Origin of the sequence: Chamaesiphon minutus PCC 6605, assembly GCF_000317145.1 — a bacterium.
Taxonomy (GTDB): domain Bacteria; phylum Cyanobacteriota; class Cyanobacteriia; order Cyanobacteriales; family Chamaesiphonaceae; genus Chamaesiphon; species Chamaesiphon minutus.
Genome location: NC_019697.1, coordinates 2,722,708 through 2,737,683, shown reverse-complemented (window position 1 = coordinate 2,737,683; position 14,976 = coordinate 2,722,708). Strand labels below are relative to the sequence as shown.

The window sequence follows — 14,976 nt, the reverse complement described above, 5'->3', positions numbered from 1 at the left end:
GCTTCAAGCTGATGATGTTATCATTAGCTTAGTTGCCGCGCCACAAATCGCGACTGCTTATAGAAATAAGCGACCTGCTAATATCATGAAGAGGAAGCAGCATGAGTCTATCTACAAATGTCTCAGAAAATGGTAGGACTGATGGAGCAATTCAGTATCTTTATGCCCCTGCCACAGCAAATGAAACAACTAACCGCATCCAATTACTGATTCTGCTATAAATTGAAAAATCGGTTGAGGTTTTGGCAGTTTTAGATACAGGCGCACCTTATCCGATTTTAGATCCTGCCATTGCTAAAGCGATCGGATTTAGTTCGGAGCTAGCGATCGAAAGAATCTCGATATTGGTTCGAGGTAAAAAGTTAGAGGGAAGTTTGATTAGATTGAATATTACATTGGTAGCCGTTCGGGGACAAAATCTCACAGTCGATGCAACAACATTTGTGCCTGATTCTGAATTTGCATGGGATAACTTCCCCTGCTTTATTGGTTTAGCGGGATTTTTAGAAAGAATCCGCTTTGCGATCGACCCCAATACTGATACCTTTTACTTTGCTTCCCTCTGAAACTTTGAATCTCTTTAAACCTAAATTCAGCACTACTAAACTGTTAAACTTCCGCTGGTTGTGGCAAGGGAAAAGTCGCTCCAGCGAGATAATCATTAAAGTGCTGCTGAAAATATACCCACGAGGTAATCCCTTCTACATCTAAATAAGATTTAGGTGCATTTTGATATAAAGGCACGCGCGTATTAATTTCATCTTGCAGCAGTTGCGGCAATTCATCTACGCCGCTAACTTTGCCACCATAAGCACTATAGATCAATTGACCCGCTCGATCGCCCATCTTCATCCACGGTACCCAGGGGCCAATTCGATCCCAGCTCAATTGGAGCTTAGACACCGAGAGGATTTCGGGATTCAAAAGTTCTGCCGTCGGCACGGTAAGTTTGAATAACTCGGCAGCTTGGTAAGTATGATTTGGGCTGTAATCGGCAAACTTAGAATCCGTAGCCAGTGGATTGGGGTAAGTCGAAAATAAGTCGAAGACGAAGGTGGTATCGTCGCCATTTACCTGAGCGGGAAACTTGCCCTTAAAGAACCCCTGAACGGGATTGTTGGCAACGTGCATCACTGTCAGTAATTCCCCCGTCCATGGATTTTCCCACTTATGCAAGATTTCACCAGTTTCGGGGTGCAGATAGTAAGTCAATTCCCTAGATGTAAAATCCCAACTTCCTTCTTCTCCGGTTGGAACACAGCGGCTGACACTGACACCGACCATTTTAAATAGACGATTGCGCTTGCCACCTGGCACCATGGCATAAATCGCCCCCGTCCAGCTCAGGAAGCTCGATTGATTTGGATCTAGCGACGAGCGCGCCTTTACCCAGCAGCTAGCGTCAAAGTCTTGGCTTTTAGCAACCATCTCCAGATTCCTCAGTATTTAACTACACATGCCTGACGATCGACTTTGCAAGTATTTTCGGTTCTTGCTTTGGTGCCGATTGTCCTCGAACCTACTTTAAATTGTAAAGTTATTTAACCTGTTATGCCCCGATCGTATACTGGAAAGACAGCCGATCTCGATCGATCGAACCACCAATAGCACCAAGTATTTAATGTCCTTACTACTGTCTGCTAGCGATTTTCATCGCCGACAATACCATAAAGCGATCGCCAACATGACGCTCAGATTAGTCTGCACCGCGACGTTCTTGACACTGGGTAATATCGCACCTGGATTCGCTCAAGAACGAATAGTGCCAACCGGAATTGCCACTGGCGACTGCGTTGCACCAATTATATCGACATCAAAAACAACCGCTCATCAGAGATTCGATCGACAATACTGCACTAAAAACAATCCTGGAAATAGTCAGAAAGTTCGGGCATGTCAACAAAACCTTGCCGAACAAAAACAAGTCACGTTCTTTACCGATAGATGTGGTAGTAAAGGCATCTATTTTATCGGTATTAATGGCATCGAATATCAGCTCAAACGGACAGGAGGAAGCTTAAATCGTCCGCCATATCTCACCGGATCGTTCGTGGGTAAAGGCATTCGAGTTAATGTCAAAGAAATTCGATCGATTAAAAAAACGAATGCAGATGGAATCGAGGGTGGTGAATTAGAAGTATTAGTGACAATTATTCAAGGTAAGAATACCGAGCAAATTACAGGTATTTTATCCTATGGGCCTTAATTTAAGGAGCGTTATAGTCCGATAATACTATCTCCGATCGCCGAAAACCATGTTAGAGCTAGGCAAATATCTCGCGCCCAAATTCAGATAGCCCAGTAGACTTGTACTAAAAAATCGAATACAGTTGAAGTGTACGGGCTGGGTACTCTAGGTATGTCAGTCATGGCTTAGGGAGAAGGTTTATGGAGTGGAGATCGCTACGATACACGGATGATAAGTCGGATAAGTTTTGGTCGATCCTACTTTCAGGATGCAGCCACACAGTCGAATACGGGCGTTATGGTACGGACGGACAAGACCAAACAAAGGAGTTTCCTACCGAAGCCGCCGCACGGAAGTCCTATGAGAAGCTGGTCGCGGAAAAGCTGAAGAAGGGATATGTAGATGATGTCAAGATTTCACCAGTAACACAGGCTGCATACGAACAGTTAGGGGAGCAGTTGAACAGGGGATACGTGCAGGATATTAGACTCCCTAAGTTTTTGCTGAATAAGTGTTATGAGAAGTTTGCAAGGCAACTAGAACGAGAAATTGCGGCGGGTAGAATATCCGATCCGAGAACTAGTTATCTCGAAGCCGTCGCAGCCCAATTACCTGTATTTATGGAATCTTACAGGACTTTATTGGTGGAAGAATTACAAAAAATCATCGACACTCGTACTTTCTCGACCCCTGTTTCGGTAGTTAATTCGACTCCATCGATCGATCCTCCAGCATCAACTTTAACCTCATCATCGATAGAACCTACTCCAGAATTAGCATCAGTTCCAGTTATCGAACAAAAACAAATTGAGTTGAATACAGAACGCTCGATCAATCTCGATCCCGAAGATTGGTATTGGGCAACCTGGCGCAATCTCCCCCCACTCCCACGACCCGAACCCAAACCGTTCGATCTGCAAGATTGTTTGAAACGCCTACTCAAAGTCACGGAAAATTGGGATTGGTCGAAAGCTAAAATTGCGCCATCATTATCACGCGCCGAAGCTCATTTTTGGTGCTGTGCGATGGCAGAGCCTAAAACAATTACCAATGAGAACAATTGTACTGTTTGGTTAAAACCAAAAGATATAGCTGAGAGAATTTCTAATCGAGTTTTTGACAGTAATATATCACACGAACAAGCAAAGAGAGCTTGTCCGCCTCATTCCTCCTTTTCCAGAAATTATCATCTTTCCGAAATTTCTCCTCTAATTAATATTTTAACAACTGAAGAGTTTGTTAAATTTGTAGATAATATTGAACAGAAATCTTTACTAATTATAGTTGAGGGATTTCGACACTATATCTTACCATATTTAACGCAGTCACAACTTGAAAGCCTGCGTTCGTACTTTAGCTCGCGATTAGATATGACTAAGTGGCCTACTTCAGGAACTTATAGAGAAGTAGCCGTAGATTTTCAACTTGCTGCTGGACTGAGATTGTATGATGAGTTACTTTCTTTAGTAGAAAGTTGGAATGACGATATCTTTAGCGATCCTTACTCTTACCATCATGAGCCACAAGAAATTATTTTTGGGTTGAAAGATGCGGCTCTAGTTGAGAAGCATTTCAGAAGGCTGGGTTTAAATCTTAATTCCACAGATCGAATCCGAGCTTGGCTAGCTCATACTGAATATTCAGCACTAGATATAATTCAAGACACAATTTTAGATGTATGGCAAAAGGAACGAGCCGAGCAATTATTGAAAACATTCGCTTTAGTTAGAGCACCTGAAGCAGCCCCATTTATGCTGGAATTGATGCTAGATTCTTGTGTTCCTCAAGTGGCGCGGAAATGGCTGCAAGATAATCCAGCCCAGCGATCGCGGGTTTAATTCCAGTTGCCACAGAACGCGGAAAACTAGCCGATGCTGCGATCGAGTTCTTGCGATCGATGAAACGCAAAGGCTACACGGACTTTATTCAAACCTGTCTCGAACGTGAATCGGCTGAAATTGCTGAGAAGATTCGATCGCCCGTCTTGGATTTCGAGGAAAAATCCTATATTCCATTTGATGAGAACACCACCCCAAAATGGTTGCAGGAATCGCTAGCAACACTGGAAATCGCAGCGAATAAAAAGGTAACTTGGCAGATCGAACCTGTGGATTTACCGCCGATCGTTTGTGGCGATTATTGTTTGAACGATCGACAGATAGAAGCCGTCTTAAATGCCTTGAGACAAAGCGAATTGCACAAAACCCATCCGCTAGCGATCGCGATTAAAACCCATGCCGCTCTCCCCGAATTAGATACATTTGCGTGGAAATTATTTGAACGCTGGCGAGCAGATGGATCGCCGACTCAGGAATATTGGGCATTGAGAACGATCGGCATATTTGGTGGCGATGTCTGCGTACTAAAACTAGCTCCGTTAATTCGGATTTGGCCGGGAGTCAGTCAGCATTCGCGGGCTGTATCGGGATTATTATGTTTGCGATCGATCGGGACAGATATCGCCCTGATGCAAATTCATGGCATCGCTCAAAAAGTCAAATTTAAGGGTATCAAACAACAAGCCCAAGAATGTATGGAAGCGATCGCTAAAGAACGCAAGATGAGCCGCGAACAATTGGAAGATCGAATTATACCCGATTGCGATTTAGACGACAACGGTACGCGGATATTTGACTTTGGAGCGCGACAATTTCAGTTTGTTTTGAGCGAAAATCTCAAACCGATGGTGAAAGATGCTGCGGGTAAAATTAAAACTGATTTACCCAAACCTAATGCTAAAGATGATAAGGAAAAATCAGAAAATGCGATCGCTGAGTGGAAATTATTAAAGAAACAAGTTAACGAACTCCTCAAGCTTCAACCAGCCAGATTAGAACGGGCAATGGTGACAGGGCGACGCTGGCAAGTGGATGAATTTGTCACCCTGCTGGTGCGACACCCATTGATGACGCATTTGGTACGTCGGATCGTTTGGGGTGGTTACGATGGATCTGGTAAGTTAATTAGCACGTTTCGCGTTACCGAAGATCGCACCTATGCAAACGATCGCGATGAAACTTACGAACTAACTGGACTCGATCGCATTGGCATCGTTCATCCGTTATATTTATCGGCAGCACAACTGGCTAATTGGGGTGAAATCTTGAGTGATTATGAGATTATGCCGCCATTTCAACAGATCGGTCGATCGATTTACGCACTCGAATCTGGGGAAGAACTGCAAACAGAAATTACTCGCTTTAAGGATGCCAAAGTTTCGGCACTCGCTCTAGTGGGCATGTTAGAGAAATCTGGTTGGGTACGGGGAACGCCGCAAGATGCGGGCATTTTTTCCGAGCATTTCAAATCATTTCCGAGTGCGAATGTGACGGCAATCGTTGAATACGAAGGCGTGCCTATCGGTTATATGGATGGTTGGGACGACCAATCGATCGAGCGTTGTTATTTGATGTCAGGTATTTCTACAAATATATACGGCAATCGAGACAAGGCGATCGGGTTAGGGAATGTCGATCCTTTGGTTATTAGCGAAGTACTCAGGGATTTAACCTCGATCGCGGCGAAAGCTAACTAACTGGGCATATATATAAAATTGATGAATGAAGTATAAAGATATCCACTTAATACTTCCTAGCTGCGCTCTAGCACCGCCCTCTGCGAAGGCAGACGCTACGCGAACGAATGAATTCGGGGCTAATAGCTCAAGTTCTCTGAAGAGAACTGATAGATAACGTGAGCTTGGGAGTAAGAGTATAAATGTTATTTAACCCTCATCCCTTAGTTCGTTTTAACGAACTTTCGCTATTAGCCCGAAATTCATTTCAGGGCGGTGTCAGAACGAAGCCAGTCACACAATTTCACCCCTTCACCAGCCACATCAAATAGCTTAAATCATGCCCCCCAAAACAAAAAAAAGCCCCACCCTCTCCCAAATCCAACGTCCTCCTGCCGAAATCCTCCACGCCGCAGAACTGCAACAACTGCGCGATCGCGATGGGATCGCGCCTCGCCCCCAAAACTGGCAACTCACCCCCAGATCCGTCCTCGACTTTATCCTCGGCAATGCCGACTTGAAGATCGCCCCCAAATTCGTCGGTACTCGCAGCCTGCTCGAACGCTGTATCGTCGCCCTCGCCACCAATCGCGGCTTGATGCTCATCGGCGAACCAGGTACGGCTAAAAGCTACCTGAGCGAACTGCTAGCCGCTGCTATTAGTAACGATTCTACCCTGACGATTCAAGGTAGCGCGGGCACCACCGAAGATGCGATGAAATACTCGTGGAACTATGCCCTATTATTAGCCGAAGGTGCAACCGATCGAGCCTTAGTCCCCGCCCCACTCCATCGGGGAATGCAACAGGGTAAAATCGTCCGGTTTGAAGAAATTACCCGCTGTCCCTTGGAAATGCAGGATACCTTGCTTTCGATTTTGAGCGATCGCGTGATGGCAATTCCCGAAATGGAAGATGAGGGGCGCAATCTGTACGCCCAGATGGGTTTTAATGTAATTGCGACGGCGAGTACCCGCGATCGGGGAGTGAATGAAATGAGTGCCGCTCTCAAACGCCGCTTTAATTTTGAAACGATTCCACCGATTAATAATCTCCGCCAAGAACTCGAACTCGTCCAAACTCAAACCGACAAACTCCTCGCCCAAGCTAATATTCCCCTGACATTGCCCCCAGAACTGACAGAAATCCTCGTTACCACCTTCCACGAACTGCGGACGAGTAAAACCAGCGATGGCAAGGCTTTGGAGCCACTCAGTACCGTCATGAGTACTGCCGAAGCCGTCTCTGTGGGCTATGCCGCTGGGATGCATGGTTTTTACTATAACGACGCGCAGGTGACAGCGGAGCATTTAGTTCAAAGTTTGTTGGGGAGTGCGATTAAGGATTCGGTTGAAGATGTGAAAAAACTTCAGCACTATTTCAATCTCGTGGTGAAGGGCCGTAAGGGAGAGAGGTGGCATCAATATTATGAAGCGGGTAAACATTTAGTCTAAAAGAAGCTTAATATGCCACTATCGGAAACCGAATTAAGAGAACTTATTACCCGCAACGATGTCGATTGTCGATCGCTAAAATTACTATGGGGGATAGATTCTAGCCAAGTCTATAGATTGACATTTAACAGATCGGCAGCAATCGATCGATGGACTTATCTTCGCCAACTAACTGATAAATCTAAAGCATCGAGATCCGCAGGCTCCTCAAATTAAACGACCTATTAACTTGCATCCAAAAATAATTACGCTATCAGAGCGATCGATCTCCTAAATTGAGAATTGTATGCAAATAATAGCTCCCCTATTTACAAAAACTGGGGTTGGATACTAGCGACGATCGCCGAGCGATGTCGCAGAGCGAGCCTAATTTCAAATGGTCATCTAAAGTATGGGATCGGGTTGAAAACACTAGCTGCAAGCAATTAGAGCTACTTCTATCGGTTATTTGGCAATTATGGCTGCGGAATTAAGCGATCGAACATACTTGCCAAAAATCAAGAAAATGTACTAGACTCTTTCTAGTTATCAAAAATAATTCTCAATAGTTGAGAGCGCGCTCTTTAGTTCGATTGCAAAAACTATTGGCGTTACCGCTCCAATCCGGGATTTTCCAGTACTTCCCCATGTTCGTGCTCTCATCTGCCGTTCGCGTAGCGTTGGCTTTGCCAAATCGATGCCAGCATTTTGGCAGTCCGAGCGTCGGATTATCTTACTCTGCTTAGTGAGAGTAAGAGTCAATACTACTTCACAGCCATAATTTACAATTCAAAATTTAAACTCATCATGCGCTATGACAGGAACGAACGACTTAACGGTAATGGATACGCTCAAAGCGATTTTGGTCGGTTTGGGCATTCCTGAAAACACGATCGCCCAAGACACTCTCATCCACGCACATCTGGGGCTAGATTCGGTCGAGACAGTCAAACTATCTCTCGAATTGAAACGCCAATTAGATCTCGATCTCAAGCTAGGAACGCGTCAAGATCTCACATTGGCGGAAATTTGTCAGATGGTAGTCGCACCTTCGCCAGCTCGATCTTCATAATTCCCGCTCGCCAGAAATTTTCAGATGAAAACTATATCTACCAGCTTGCCCGATATCTTTAACGTGGCAGCTTATTTTCTTGAAGCCAACTTAGCACCAGATCGGCGAGATCGCGTGGCTATTTACTACCGCGATGATACTTACACTTACGCTCAGGTGCATAGTTGGGTGCGGCGGATGGCTAAATTTTTAGCCGAATTGGGCGTGGATCGCGAACGGCGGATCGCAATTTTATTACCAGATACGCCAGAATTTGTGTTTGCCTTCTGGGGGGCGATTTGGTTGGGAGTAGTACCAGTCCCGATCAATACAGCTTGTACGTTGGAAGATGTGCGGTATATTCTCCAAGACTGTCGCGCTCAAGTGTTGGTAACAGATCGATCGTGGTTGGAACGGTTGGGGGCGGTCGAGTCGCCATTTCTGCAACATGTTGTGCAAACCGATGGCGATCGATCGTTAATTTCTCTACTGAAGCAACAGGATGAATCCGTCGATTGGGTGCAAACCGATCGCGAAGAACCTGCATTCTGGCTGTATACCTCTGGCAGTACCGGACGACCAAAAGGTGTAATTCATCTGCATCAAAGTATGGTGGTTTGTGCCGAAAATTATGGCAAGGAGTTGGTCGGTTTACAGGCAGATGACATTATCTACTCCGTTGCCAAAATCCCCTTTGCCTATGGATTGGGGAATACCTTGTACATGCCGATGTCGGTAGGTGCGGCGGCTATTCTCTCCGATGCGGCGAATGCGTTTGATATTATTGCGGATATTCAAACTTACCAACCGACGGTGTTATTTGGCATTCCAGGTATTTATGCTGGCATCCTGTCACTAGCTGAGATTGCGCCTTTGGATACCAGTTCATTACGGTTGTGCCTGTCGGCTGCCGAACAGCTACCCACTACCATCTGGCTCAAGTGGCGAGAAATGTATGGGTTGGAGATTTGCGAGGGGATTGGGACGACGGAGTTACTGCATATATTTCTCTCTAATCAACCGGGGGCATGTCGTCCGGGTACTTCAGGTCTTCCGGTACCAGGCTATGATGTGCGCGTTGTAGACGATCGCGGAGTCACCGCCCCAGATGGTGAAATTGGCGCATTAGAAGTATCGGGCGAGAGCCTGATGTTGGGTTACTGGAACCGTTTGTCGGCAACGCGATCGGCTTTATATGGGACGACGATGCGGACGGGAGATAAATATGTGCGCGATGCCGATGGTTATTTTCGGTTCATGGGGCGAAATGATGACTTCTTTAAGGTGAATGGGATGTGGGTATCTCCGTTTGAAGTGGAGGATGTATTGCTCCAGCATCAAAGTATCCTCGATGCGGCGGTTGTGCCTAGTGCTGAGCTAGATGGAGATTTAACGCAGGTAATTGCCTATGTGAGTCTCAAATCTGAATTTGCACCCTCGATCGAGTTAGAGCGCAGTATCCGCCAAGCGGTGAAGGCGCAATTGTCCCCATTTAAGGTTCCCAAAAGCATCCAGTTTTTGGACGCGCTGCCACGCACACCGACTGGCAAAGTACATCGTCAAGCATTGTTGAAAATTTAGCGATGCGGTTACGAACCGTTGCGGTTTTTAACCGCGCGGTTTCCAGTCGTTGACAACCACTATTTACTATCCACTAAATAATTACTTATGTTTTCCACCGACACTCAGCCGCTCGTTTACCATGAATTATTCGTCCCAGAAACCAAAGATCCGCAATCTTTATTACAAAATTTGTTAGATATTGGTTTATTTTCCAGTTATATGCTCTACGAGGGCGATGGGCAGACGCGGATTGCGGGGAATACCTTAGCCAGTATTGCGGTGAGTACTGATACTGTAACCTTAGATTATTTAGGTGAAATCGAGTCGCGATCGTTGGCGGAGCCTCTCGGAACGAGAATTGTTGGCGATCCGCTCCAGCAGGTAGAGAAGATGCTGGCATCATTACCGATCGAAAATTGGACGGCGTATGGCTATGTGGGTTTCGATATGGCGCGGTTTTATTCGAGTTATAGTAAGGCGATCGAGCAACCCTTATTATATTTTTCGATTCCTGAAACCGAACTCCAGATTACCGATAAAGGGATTCGGATTAAAAGTGTCAAATCTCTAACTAAAATTATCGAAGCTCTAGCGATCGAGTCTCCATTGCGGAATTATACCGCCACCCCACCCACTCTGGATTTTGCCGATCGCGAAGATTATCAAACCAAAGTGAGCGAAATGGTAGAGGCAATTCAAGCCGGACATTTGCACAAAGCTATTATCGCTCGATCGGTCAAAGTTAAGGGACAGATGGATCTGTTGGGTACCTATCGTCTGGGGACTGAGAGTAATAATTCAGCGCGATCGTATTGTTTCCAATTCGATGATGTCAGCGCGGTGGGTTTCAGCCCTGAGATTTTGATGACGGTGGATGCGGATCGATTTGCAATTACCAACCCACTCGCGGGAACTCGTCCCCGATCTGAAAATCTGGAGCGAGACGAGCAGTTAAATCGCGAGTTATTTACCGATGCCAAAGAGGTAAAAGAACATGCCCTCTCGATCTGGCTGGCTCAAGATGAAATAACTTCGCTCTGTGTGCCGGAAACCGTGCGGGTGTTTGATTTTATGGAGGTCAAGCAATACCGCTGCGTCCAACATCTGTCTTCTCGCGTTGGTGGGGAACTGCAACCCGATAAGACACTTTGGGATGCGTTGAAGGTGTTATTCCCTGGGATTACGGTTTCGGGCATTAATAAACGATCGGCATTGGAGTGGATCGATCGCTTGGAAACGGAACCACGGGGGCTATATGCGGGCGGGATTGGCTGGATCGATAGTCGCGGTACGGCGGATCTGGCGATCGCGATTCGATCGGCTTATCAGTACGGTGACACGATTCATTTCAATGCTGGTGCGGGGATTGTGGCTGAGTCGGTACCAGAAAATGAGTATGTGGAGTCGGTGAATAAGATGAATACGATGTTGACAAATTTGGTGTTGAAATCGGAGTAGCTGCGGAGATCTACCCACCCCGCCCTACGGGCACCCCTCCGTTGGCGTAGCCTCTCCCTAAGGAGAGGGCTACGGTGTGTACACAAGTATGGTTGACTTCGTTTTTAGATCTAAATCCCCCAAACCCCCTTAAAAAGGGGGCTAAGATCCAGCCAAAGTCCCCCTTTTTAAGGGGGATTTAGCGGCTCCCGTAACTCCTTTGGAGTGGCTGCGCCAACGTCGGGTTCCCCGACGGATTAGGGAGACAAGACAGGGGGATTTCGACCATTTGCGCTTGTTACTGGACTTGTGTATACACGGTAGAAGGAGAGGAGGGGATTTTCCACCCCAGCCTTCCTCATATGAAGCAGGGCTGATTCATTCCCTAGCAAGTAGACACAGTTATAGATTAAGTTCGCCACTGTCGGGGTTAGGTCGATCGCAGTCTGGTAGCAGGGCTTCAGCATTGCGGAGGTTGGGAAAGGCATTACCGCCGATGCCGATCGATACCATTGCAATGGCGGAGATTGTCACGAGTAAGGCGATGCCCGATCCTTTACCCGTACCGAATAGCGGTGATAAGGCTAGAGCGATCGAGTTGCCTGAATTCATTAGTGGTTCAAAAACGCGATCGGCTAATACTCCGGCGATGAGGCTGGCTAAGGCACCGACGATCGACCCGATCGTGTGGGCGGCGGCTAATACTCGCCCTTGCACTGCTGGCTCGACTTTGGTGTACCAGATCGCATCGGTGGAACTGTAGGCGAGGGGGATACAACAGGCGGCGAAGAATTGGGCTAACATCCACACCGCTTGGGTTTGCCCCAAACCTAACGCTAGACTGCCCAAGCCGACTCCGATAAAGGCGATTAACATCCCCTGAATTTGGCGCGGTACGCCGCCGACGATGCTCAGAACTACTGCACCGACGACACCGCCGATTCCGGCGGAGATGGCGACGGTACTGAGGATTTGGGCATTGCTACCCGTCCGTGCCAAAATCATTGGCGGGTATAGGGTTTCGCTGGTTTGATAGGCAAATAGGAACAGGCAAAAGATGGTGGTAATGGCGACTAGGCTGGGTCTGGCGCGGATGTAGTCGATCCCCCAGAACAGTTGTTGCCAGATGGTTTTACCGTCGTTTCGATCGCTAGGCGAACTTTTGACTTGCGGAATCCGCACTATCAGCACGGTGCTAATCCCGATGATAAAGGTTGCCAGATCGATCGCGATGATGCCCATTAACCCGATGCTTGGATACAAGCTACCCACCAGGGCGGGGGCAATAATTGTCCCGCCGTACATAATCAGTGTTCTCATGCTGCTGACGCGGCTGTAGTGTTTTCTGTCCACGATCGACGAAATCGATGCGGAAAAAGCTAGCCCTTGGAGTTGTCCGCAACAGCCATAGATGACGGCTAAACCATACAGGTGCCAGATCTGGAGCGAGCCGATCGAGTGTAGCAACCCGATCGTTATCGTACATGCGCCCACGCAGACATCGCTAAAAATCATCAATTTCTGACGATTGAAGCGATCGATAATTATCCCTGCCAATAGGGAGATCGAAATCTGTGGGAGTAGAAAGAAGAAACTCAGTAGCGCGATCGCCGTTGTGGTTTGAGTCTGTTGCCAAATCCAGATCGTGAGGGCAAATTGGGTCATTTCTGTCCCAATCGCCGATGCCATCTGCCCGCTCCAGAGAATTGTAAAGATACGCACGGCAAAAATTTTGAGGATTAACAAGGATGTCACAACATATCGATAATCGATCGCCATGCTATTGCAATTGTATTTTAGATCGTGATATAGATATTAATATAAATTCTCAATAATGCTTTTGCCGATCCAGACTAGAGATCGATCGAGAGCGCATGAGATCGACGTTGTTCCCCGATCGATCTGAAGAGGATGTTTGGACATTATTTTTCTTCATCCCTAAAGCATCGTTCCTTCCCAAGAATATAAAATGCTTGCAGAGCAACTGCTTTAAGCGATTTATGGCGATCTTCGGCCATTGAAGTAGGGCAATGTCTTGACGCGCTAAACCCGGAGGTTTCCTCCGGAGCGCGCGTCGCTTCATGAATTGCCCTACTTCAATACCCTCCGTCCTTACTCAGGCTTTCAAGCCCCTAACTCAAGATAACTTTTAAATATCGAGCCATCTTCTCTAAAATTAATGAGAATAATATGCAAAAATCTAAATTAAAAATCGGCATTTACCATGCAGCCAGTTAGTATTCGATCGCTTGCCATCAACTTTCCCCAGACTATTCGCACCAACGATTATTGGCTAGAAAAATTCCCCGATTTATTTGCCCAAACCCGACAGCGAGAAGTCAGGCACACTCCAGCTACAGACTTAATTCCTACTCCCAGTGGGATCGATCTGTGGTTGCAAGAAGTTACGCCTTTTTTAGCCGATCCGTTCCGAGGTAGCATCCAACGGCGCGTATTGGCGGGTGATGAGTCATCTCTGCTGTTGGAATGTCAAGCGGCGCGATCGGCTCTGACAGCCGCAAACCTGACAACGGCAGATGTGGATTTGGCGATCGTCTCTTCCCTGTTTCCTAGTGATGTCGGCCCTGGTTTGGCGACTCATCTCGCCCAGCAATTGGGTTTGCGCTGTCCGGCATGGAATCTAGAATCTACTTGTGCCAGTGCATTAATCGCGCTCCAAACCGCCCAGGCGTTCATTCAAACTGGCACCTATCGCCAAATTTTAATTGTGGTGTCCCACATTGGCTCTCAGGCGGTAAATGATGCCGATACCCTTTCTTGGTCGATGGGTGATGGTGCGGCAGCGATGGTGGTTGGTGCCGAGCGAGCGAATCGCGGCATTCTCAGTACGCAGATCGTCCCAACGATCGAGACTTGCGGGGCATATACCCACGAACTGACGATCGATGCCCACGGCAATCCCCGCATTCAAACGGGAACGGGGGAAAATGTCAGCAGCCTTGCAGTAACAGCAGCCGATACGGTGCGCGAATGCTGTCAGTCAGCGGTAGCAGCGGCGGGAATTAGTCTCGATCGGATCGATTATTTTGCGTTTAATACCCCGACAGCTTGGTATGCCAGCGTTTGTGCCAAAGCACTGGGAATCGATCCAGAGCGGGTTATCGATCTTTACCCGACATACGCCAATATCGGGCCAGTTTTTCCCCTTGCCAATCTCTATCATGCGGCGGCTAGTGGCAAAATTCGTCCAGACGATTTGGTGCTGGTGTATGCCAATGGTGCGGGTGCGACGGCGGCGGCGATGGTTATCCGCTGGGGTGATGTGGCGTTGGGTACTAGTAATACTGAAGTGGTGCCGATTCGATCGACGAACGCGAAGCGCGCCACCAAGGCGATCGAGAGTTTCGTAGCACCAGTTAGTAATCCGGTGGCGATTACTGAGATTGGGATTAAAGAACGGCTACTGGCGGTGCCTGCGGGCGATCGTCATGCCATTCTCGAACCTTATTTAGTGGAATCCTTAGCCAATTTACGCCAAGTTTCGCCAGCGGATCTCGATCCGCAAGTGGTGCTGACGACGTTGTTAGATTCTTTGGTGGCGACGATCTTTCGGAGTCAACTCGAAGCTAGTTTGGGGATTCGGGTACCGATGGAGCAGTTTGTGGGGGAGCGGAATATTCGCGATCTGACGGAGTTTTTGCTCGATCGAATGGCGATGGCGGAAACGATTTCAGGGGTGGTGAGGGATGAGGGCGATGTGGATCGATCGGGGCGAGAGGTGTTTAGCTTGTAAGGGTTTGGGGTATTGGATTGATGGGCGAAACTCAAGT

At 47.3% G+C, this 14,976-nt stretch carries 12 protein-coding genes; 9 read left to right on the top strand and 3 right to left on the bottom strand.

Translation table 11 applies throughout. From position 1 onward, the window contains the following. The first annotated feature begins 242 nt into the window (after positions 1-242). The gene (locus CHA6605_RS12635) at positions 243-566 is read left to right on the top strand and encodes a hypothetical protein (RefSeq protein ID WP_015159827.1); all 324 of its coding nucleotides are present in this window, start codon (positions 243-245) and stop codon (positions 564-566) included. A gap of 43 nt (positions 567-609) precedes the next feature. Here CHA6605_RS12635 and CHA6605_RS12630 read toward each other — a convergent pair whose 3' ends face one another. Continuing rightward, entirely contained in the window at positions 610-1,428 is an 819-nt protein-coding gene (locus tag CHA6605_RS12630; protein ID WP_015159826.1) for a DUF1838 domain-containing protein, read from the bottom strand. Positions 1,429-1,621: 193 nt separating this feature from the next. On the opposite strand from CHA6605_RS12630, the gene CHA6605_RS12625 reads away from it, so the two are divergent. The 7 genes from CHA6605_RS12625 to CHA6605_RS12590 all read left to right on the top strand — a co-directional run bounded on the left by CHA6605_RS12625 (position 1,622) and on the right by CHA6605_RS12590 (position 11,206). Then, positions 1,622-2,206: a hypothetical protein gene (locus CHA6605_RS12625; protein ID WP_015159825.1), complete on the top strand. Its 585-nt coding sequence runs from the start codon at positions 1,622-1,624 to the stop codon at positions 2,204-2,206. Positions 2,207-2,388: 182 nt separating this feature from the next. Then, complete coding sequence (locus CHA6605_RS12620) at positions 2,389-4,026, top strand: WGR domain-containing protein (protein WP_086936220.1); 1,638 nt, start codon at positions 2,389-2,391, stop codon at positions 4,024-4,026. A gap of 59 nt (positions 4,027-4,085) precedes the next feature. Continuing rightward, positions 4,086-5,723 carry a DUF4132 domain-containing protein gene (locus tag CHA6605_RS12615; RefSeq protein ID WP_041547993.1) on the top strand — a complete coding sequence of 546 codons (1,638 nt, stop codon included), beginning with the start codon at positions 4,086-4,088 and terminating at the stop codon, positions 5,721-5,723. A 319-nt stretch (positions 5,724-6,042) separates the two neighbouring features. After that, a complete protein-coding gene (locus CHA6605_RS12610; protein WP_015159824.1) occupies positions 6,043-7,155 on the top strand; it encodes an ATP-binding protein in 1,113 nt (370 codons plus the stop codon). Between the two features lie 793 nt (positions 7,156-7,948). Then, complete coding sequence (locus CHA6605_RS12600; protein WP_015159822.1) at positions 7,949-8,206, top strand: phosphopantetheine-binding protein; 258 nt, start codon at positions 7,949-7,951, stop codon at positions 8,204-8,206. 24 nt (positions 8,207-8,230) lie between these two features. Further along, complete coding sequence (locus CHA6605_RS12595) at positions 8,231-9,766, top strand: benzoate-CoA ligase family protein (RefSeq protein ID WP_015159821.1); 1,536 nt, start codon at positions 8,231-8,233, stop codon at positions 9,764-9,766. 87 nt (positions 9,767-9,853) lie between these two features. After that, positions 9,854-11,206: a salicylate synthase gene (locus CHA6605_RS12590; RefSeq protein WP_015159820.1), complete on the top strand. Its 1,353-nt coding sequence runs from the start codon at positions 9,854-9,856 to the stop codon at positions 11,204-11,206. A 381-nt stretch (positions 11,207-11,587) separates the two neighbouring features. Here the strand turns inward: CHA6605_RS12590 and CHA6605_RS12585 are convergent, their stop codons facing one another. Both CHA6605_RS12585 and CHA6605_RS34120 read right to left on the bottom strand, forming a co-directional pair. Then, a complete protein-coding gene (locus CHA6605_RS12585; RefSeq protein WP_015159819.1) occupies positions 11,588-12,964 on the bottom strand; it encodes an MFS transporter in 1,377 nt (458 codons plus the stop codon). A 49-nt stretch (positions 12,965-13,013) separates the two neighbouring features. Beyond that, complete coding sequence (locus CHA6605_RS34120) at positions 13,014-13,268, bottom strand: hypothetical protein (protein ID WP_157259975.1); 255 nt, start codon at positions 13,266-13,268, stop codon at positions 13,014-13,016. Between the two features lie 141 nt (positions 13,269-13,409). Here CHA6605_RS34120 and CHA6605_RS12580 point away from each other — a divergent pair, with 141 nt between their 5' ends. Then, the gene (locus CHA6605_RS12580) at positions 13,410-14,939 is read left to right on the top strand and encodes a 3-oxoacyl-[acyl-carrier-protein] synthase III C-terminal domain-containing protein (RefSeq protein ID WP_015159818.1); all 1,530 of its coding nucleotides are present in this window, start codon (positions 13,410-13,412) and stop codon (positions 14,937-14,939) included. Positions 14,940-14,976 lie beyond the last annotated feature (37 nt).

Bases quoted from the DNA above. Each gene is read 5' to 3' on its own strand.
- CHA6605_RS12620 (WP_086936220.1), top strand. From the start codon at position 2,389: ATGGAGTGGAGATCGCTACGATACACGGATGATAAGTCGGATAAGTTT.
- CHA6605_RS12585 (WP_015159819.1), bottom strand. From the start codon at position 12,964: ATGGCGATCGATTATCGATATGTTGTGACATCCTTGTTAATCCTCAAA.
- CHA6605_RS12615 (WP_041547993.1), top strand. From the start codon at position 4,086: ATGAAACGCAAAGGCTACACGGACTTTATTCAAACCTGTCTCGAACGT.
- CHA6605_RS12580 (WP_015159818.1), top strand. From the start codon at position 13,410: ATGCAGCCAGTTAGTATTCGATCGCTTGCCATCAACTTTCCCCAGACT.
- CHA6605_RS12590 (WP_015159820.1), top strand. From the start codon at position 9,854: ATGTTTTCCACCGACACTCAGCCGCTCGTTTACCATGAATTATTCGTC.
- CHA6605_RS34120 (WP_157259975.1), bottom strand. From the start codon at position 13,268: ATGAAGCGACGCGCGCTCCGGAGGAAACCTCCGGGTTTAGCGCGTCAA.
- CHA6605_RS12600 (WP_015159822.1), top strand. From the start codon at position 7,949: ATGACAGGAACGAACGACTTAACGGTAATGGATACGCTCAAAGCGATT.
- CHA6605_RS12625 (WP_015159825.1), top strand. From the start codon at position 1,622: ATGTCCTTACTACTGTCTGCTAGCGATTTTCATCGCCGACAATACCAT.
- CHA6605_RS12595 (WP_015159821.1), top strand. From the start codon at position 8,231: ATGAAAACTATATCTACCAGCTTGCCCGATATCTTTAACGTGGCAGCT.
- CHA6605_RS12630 (WP_015159826.1), bottom strand. From the start codon at position 1,428: ATGGTTGCTAAAAGCCAAGACTTTGACGCTAGCTGCTGGGTAAAGGCG.
- CHA6605_RS12610 (WP_015159824.1), top strand. From the start codon at position 6,043: ATGCCCCCCAAAACAAAAAAAAGCCCCACCCTCTCCCAAATCCAACGT.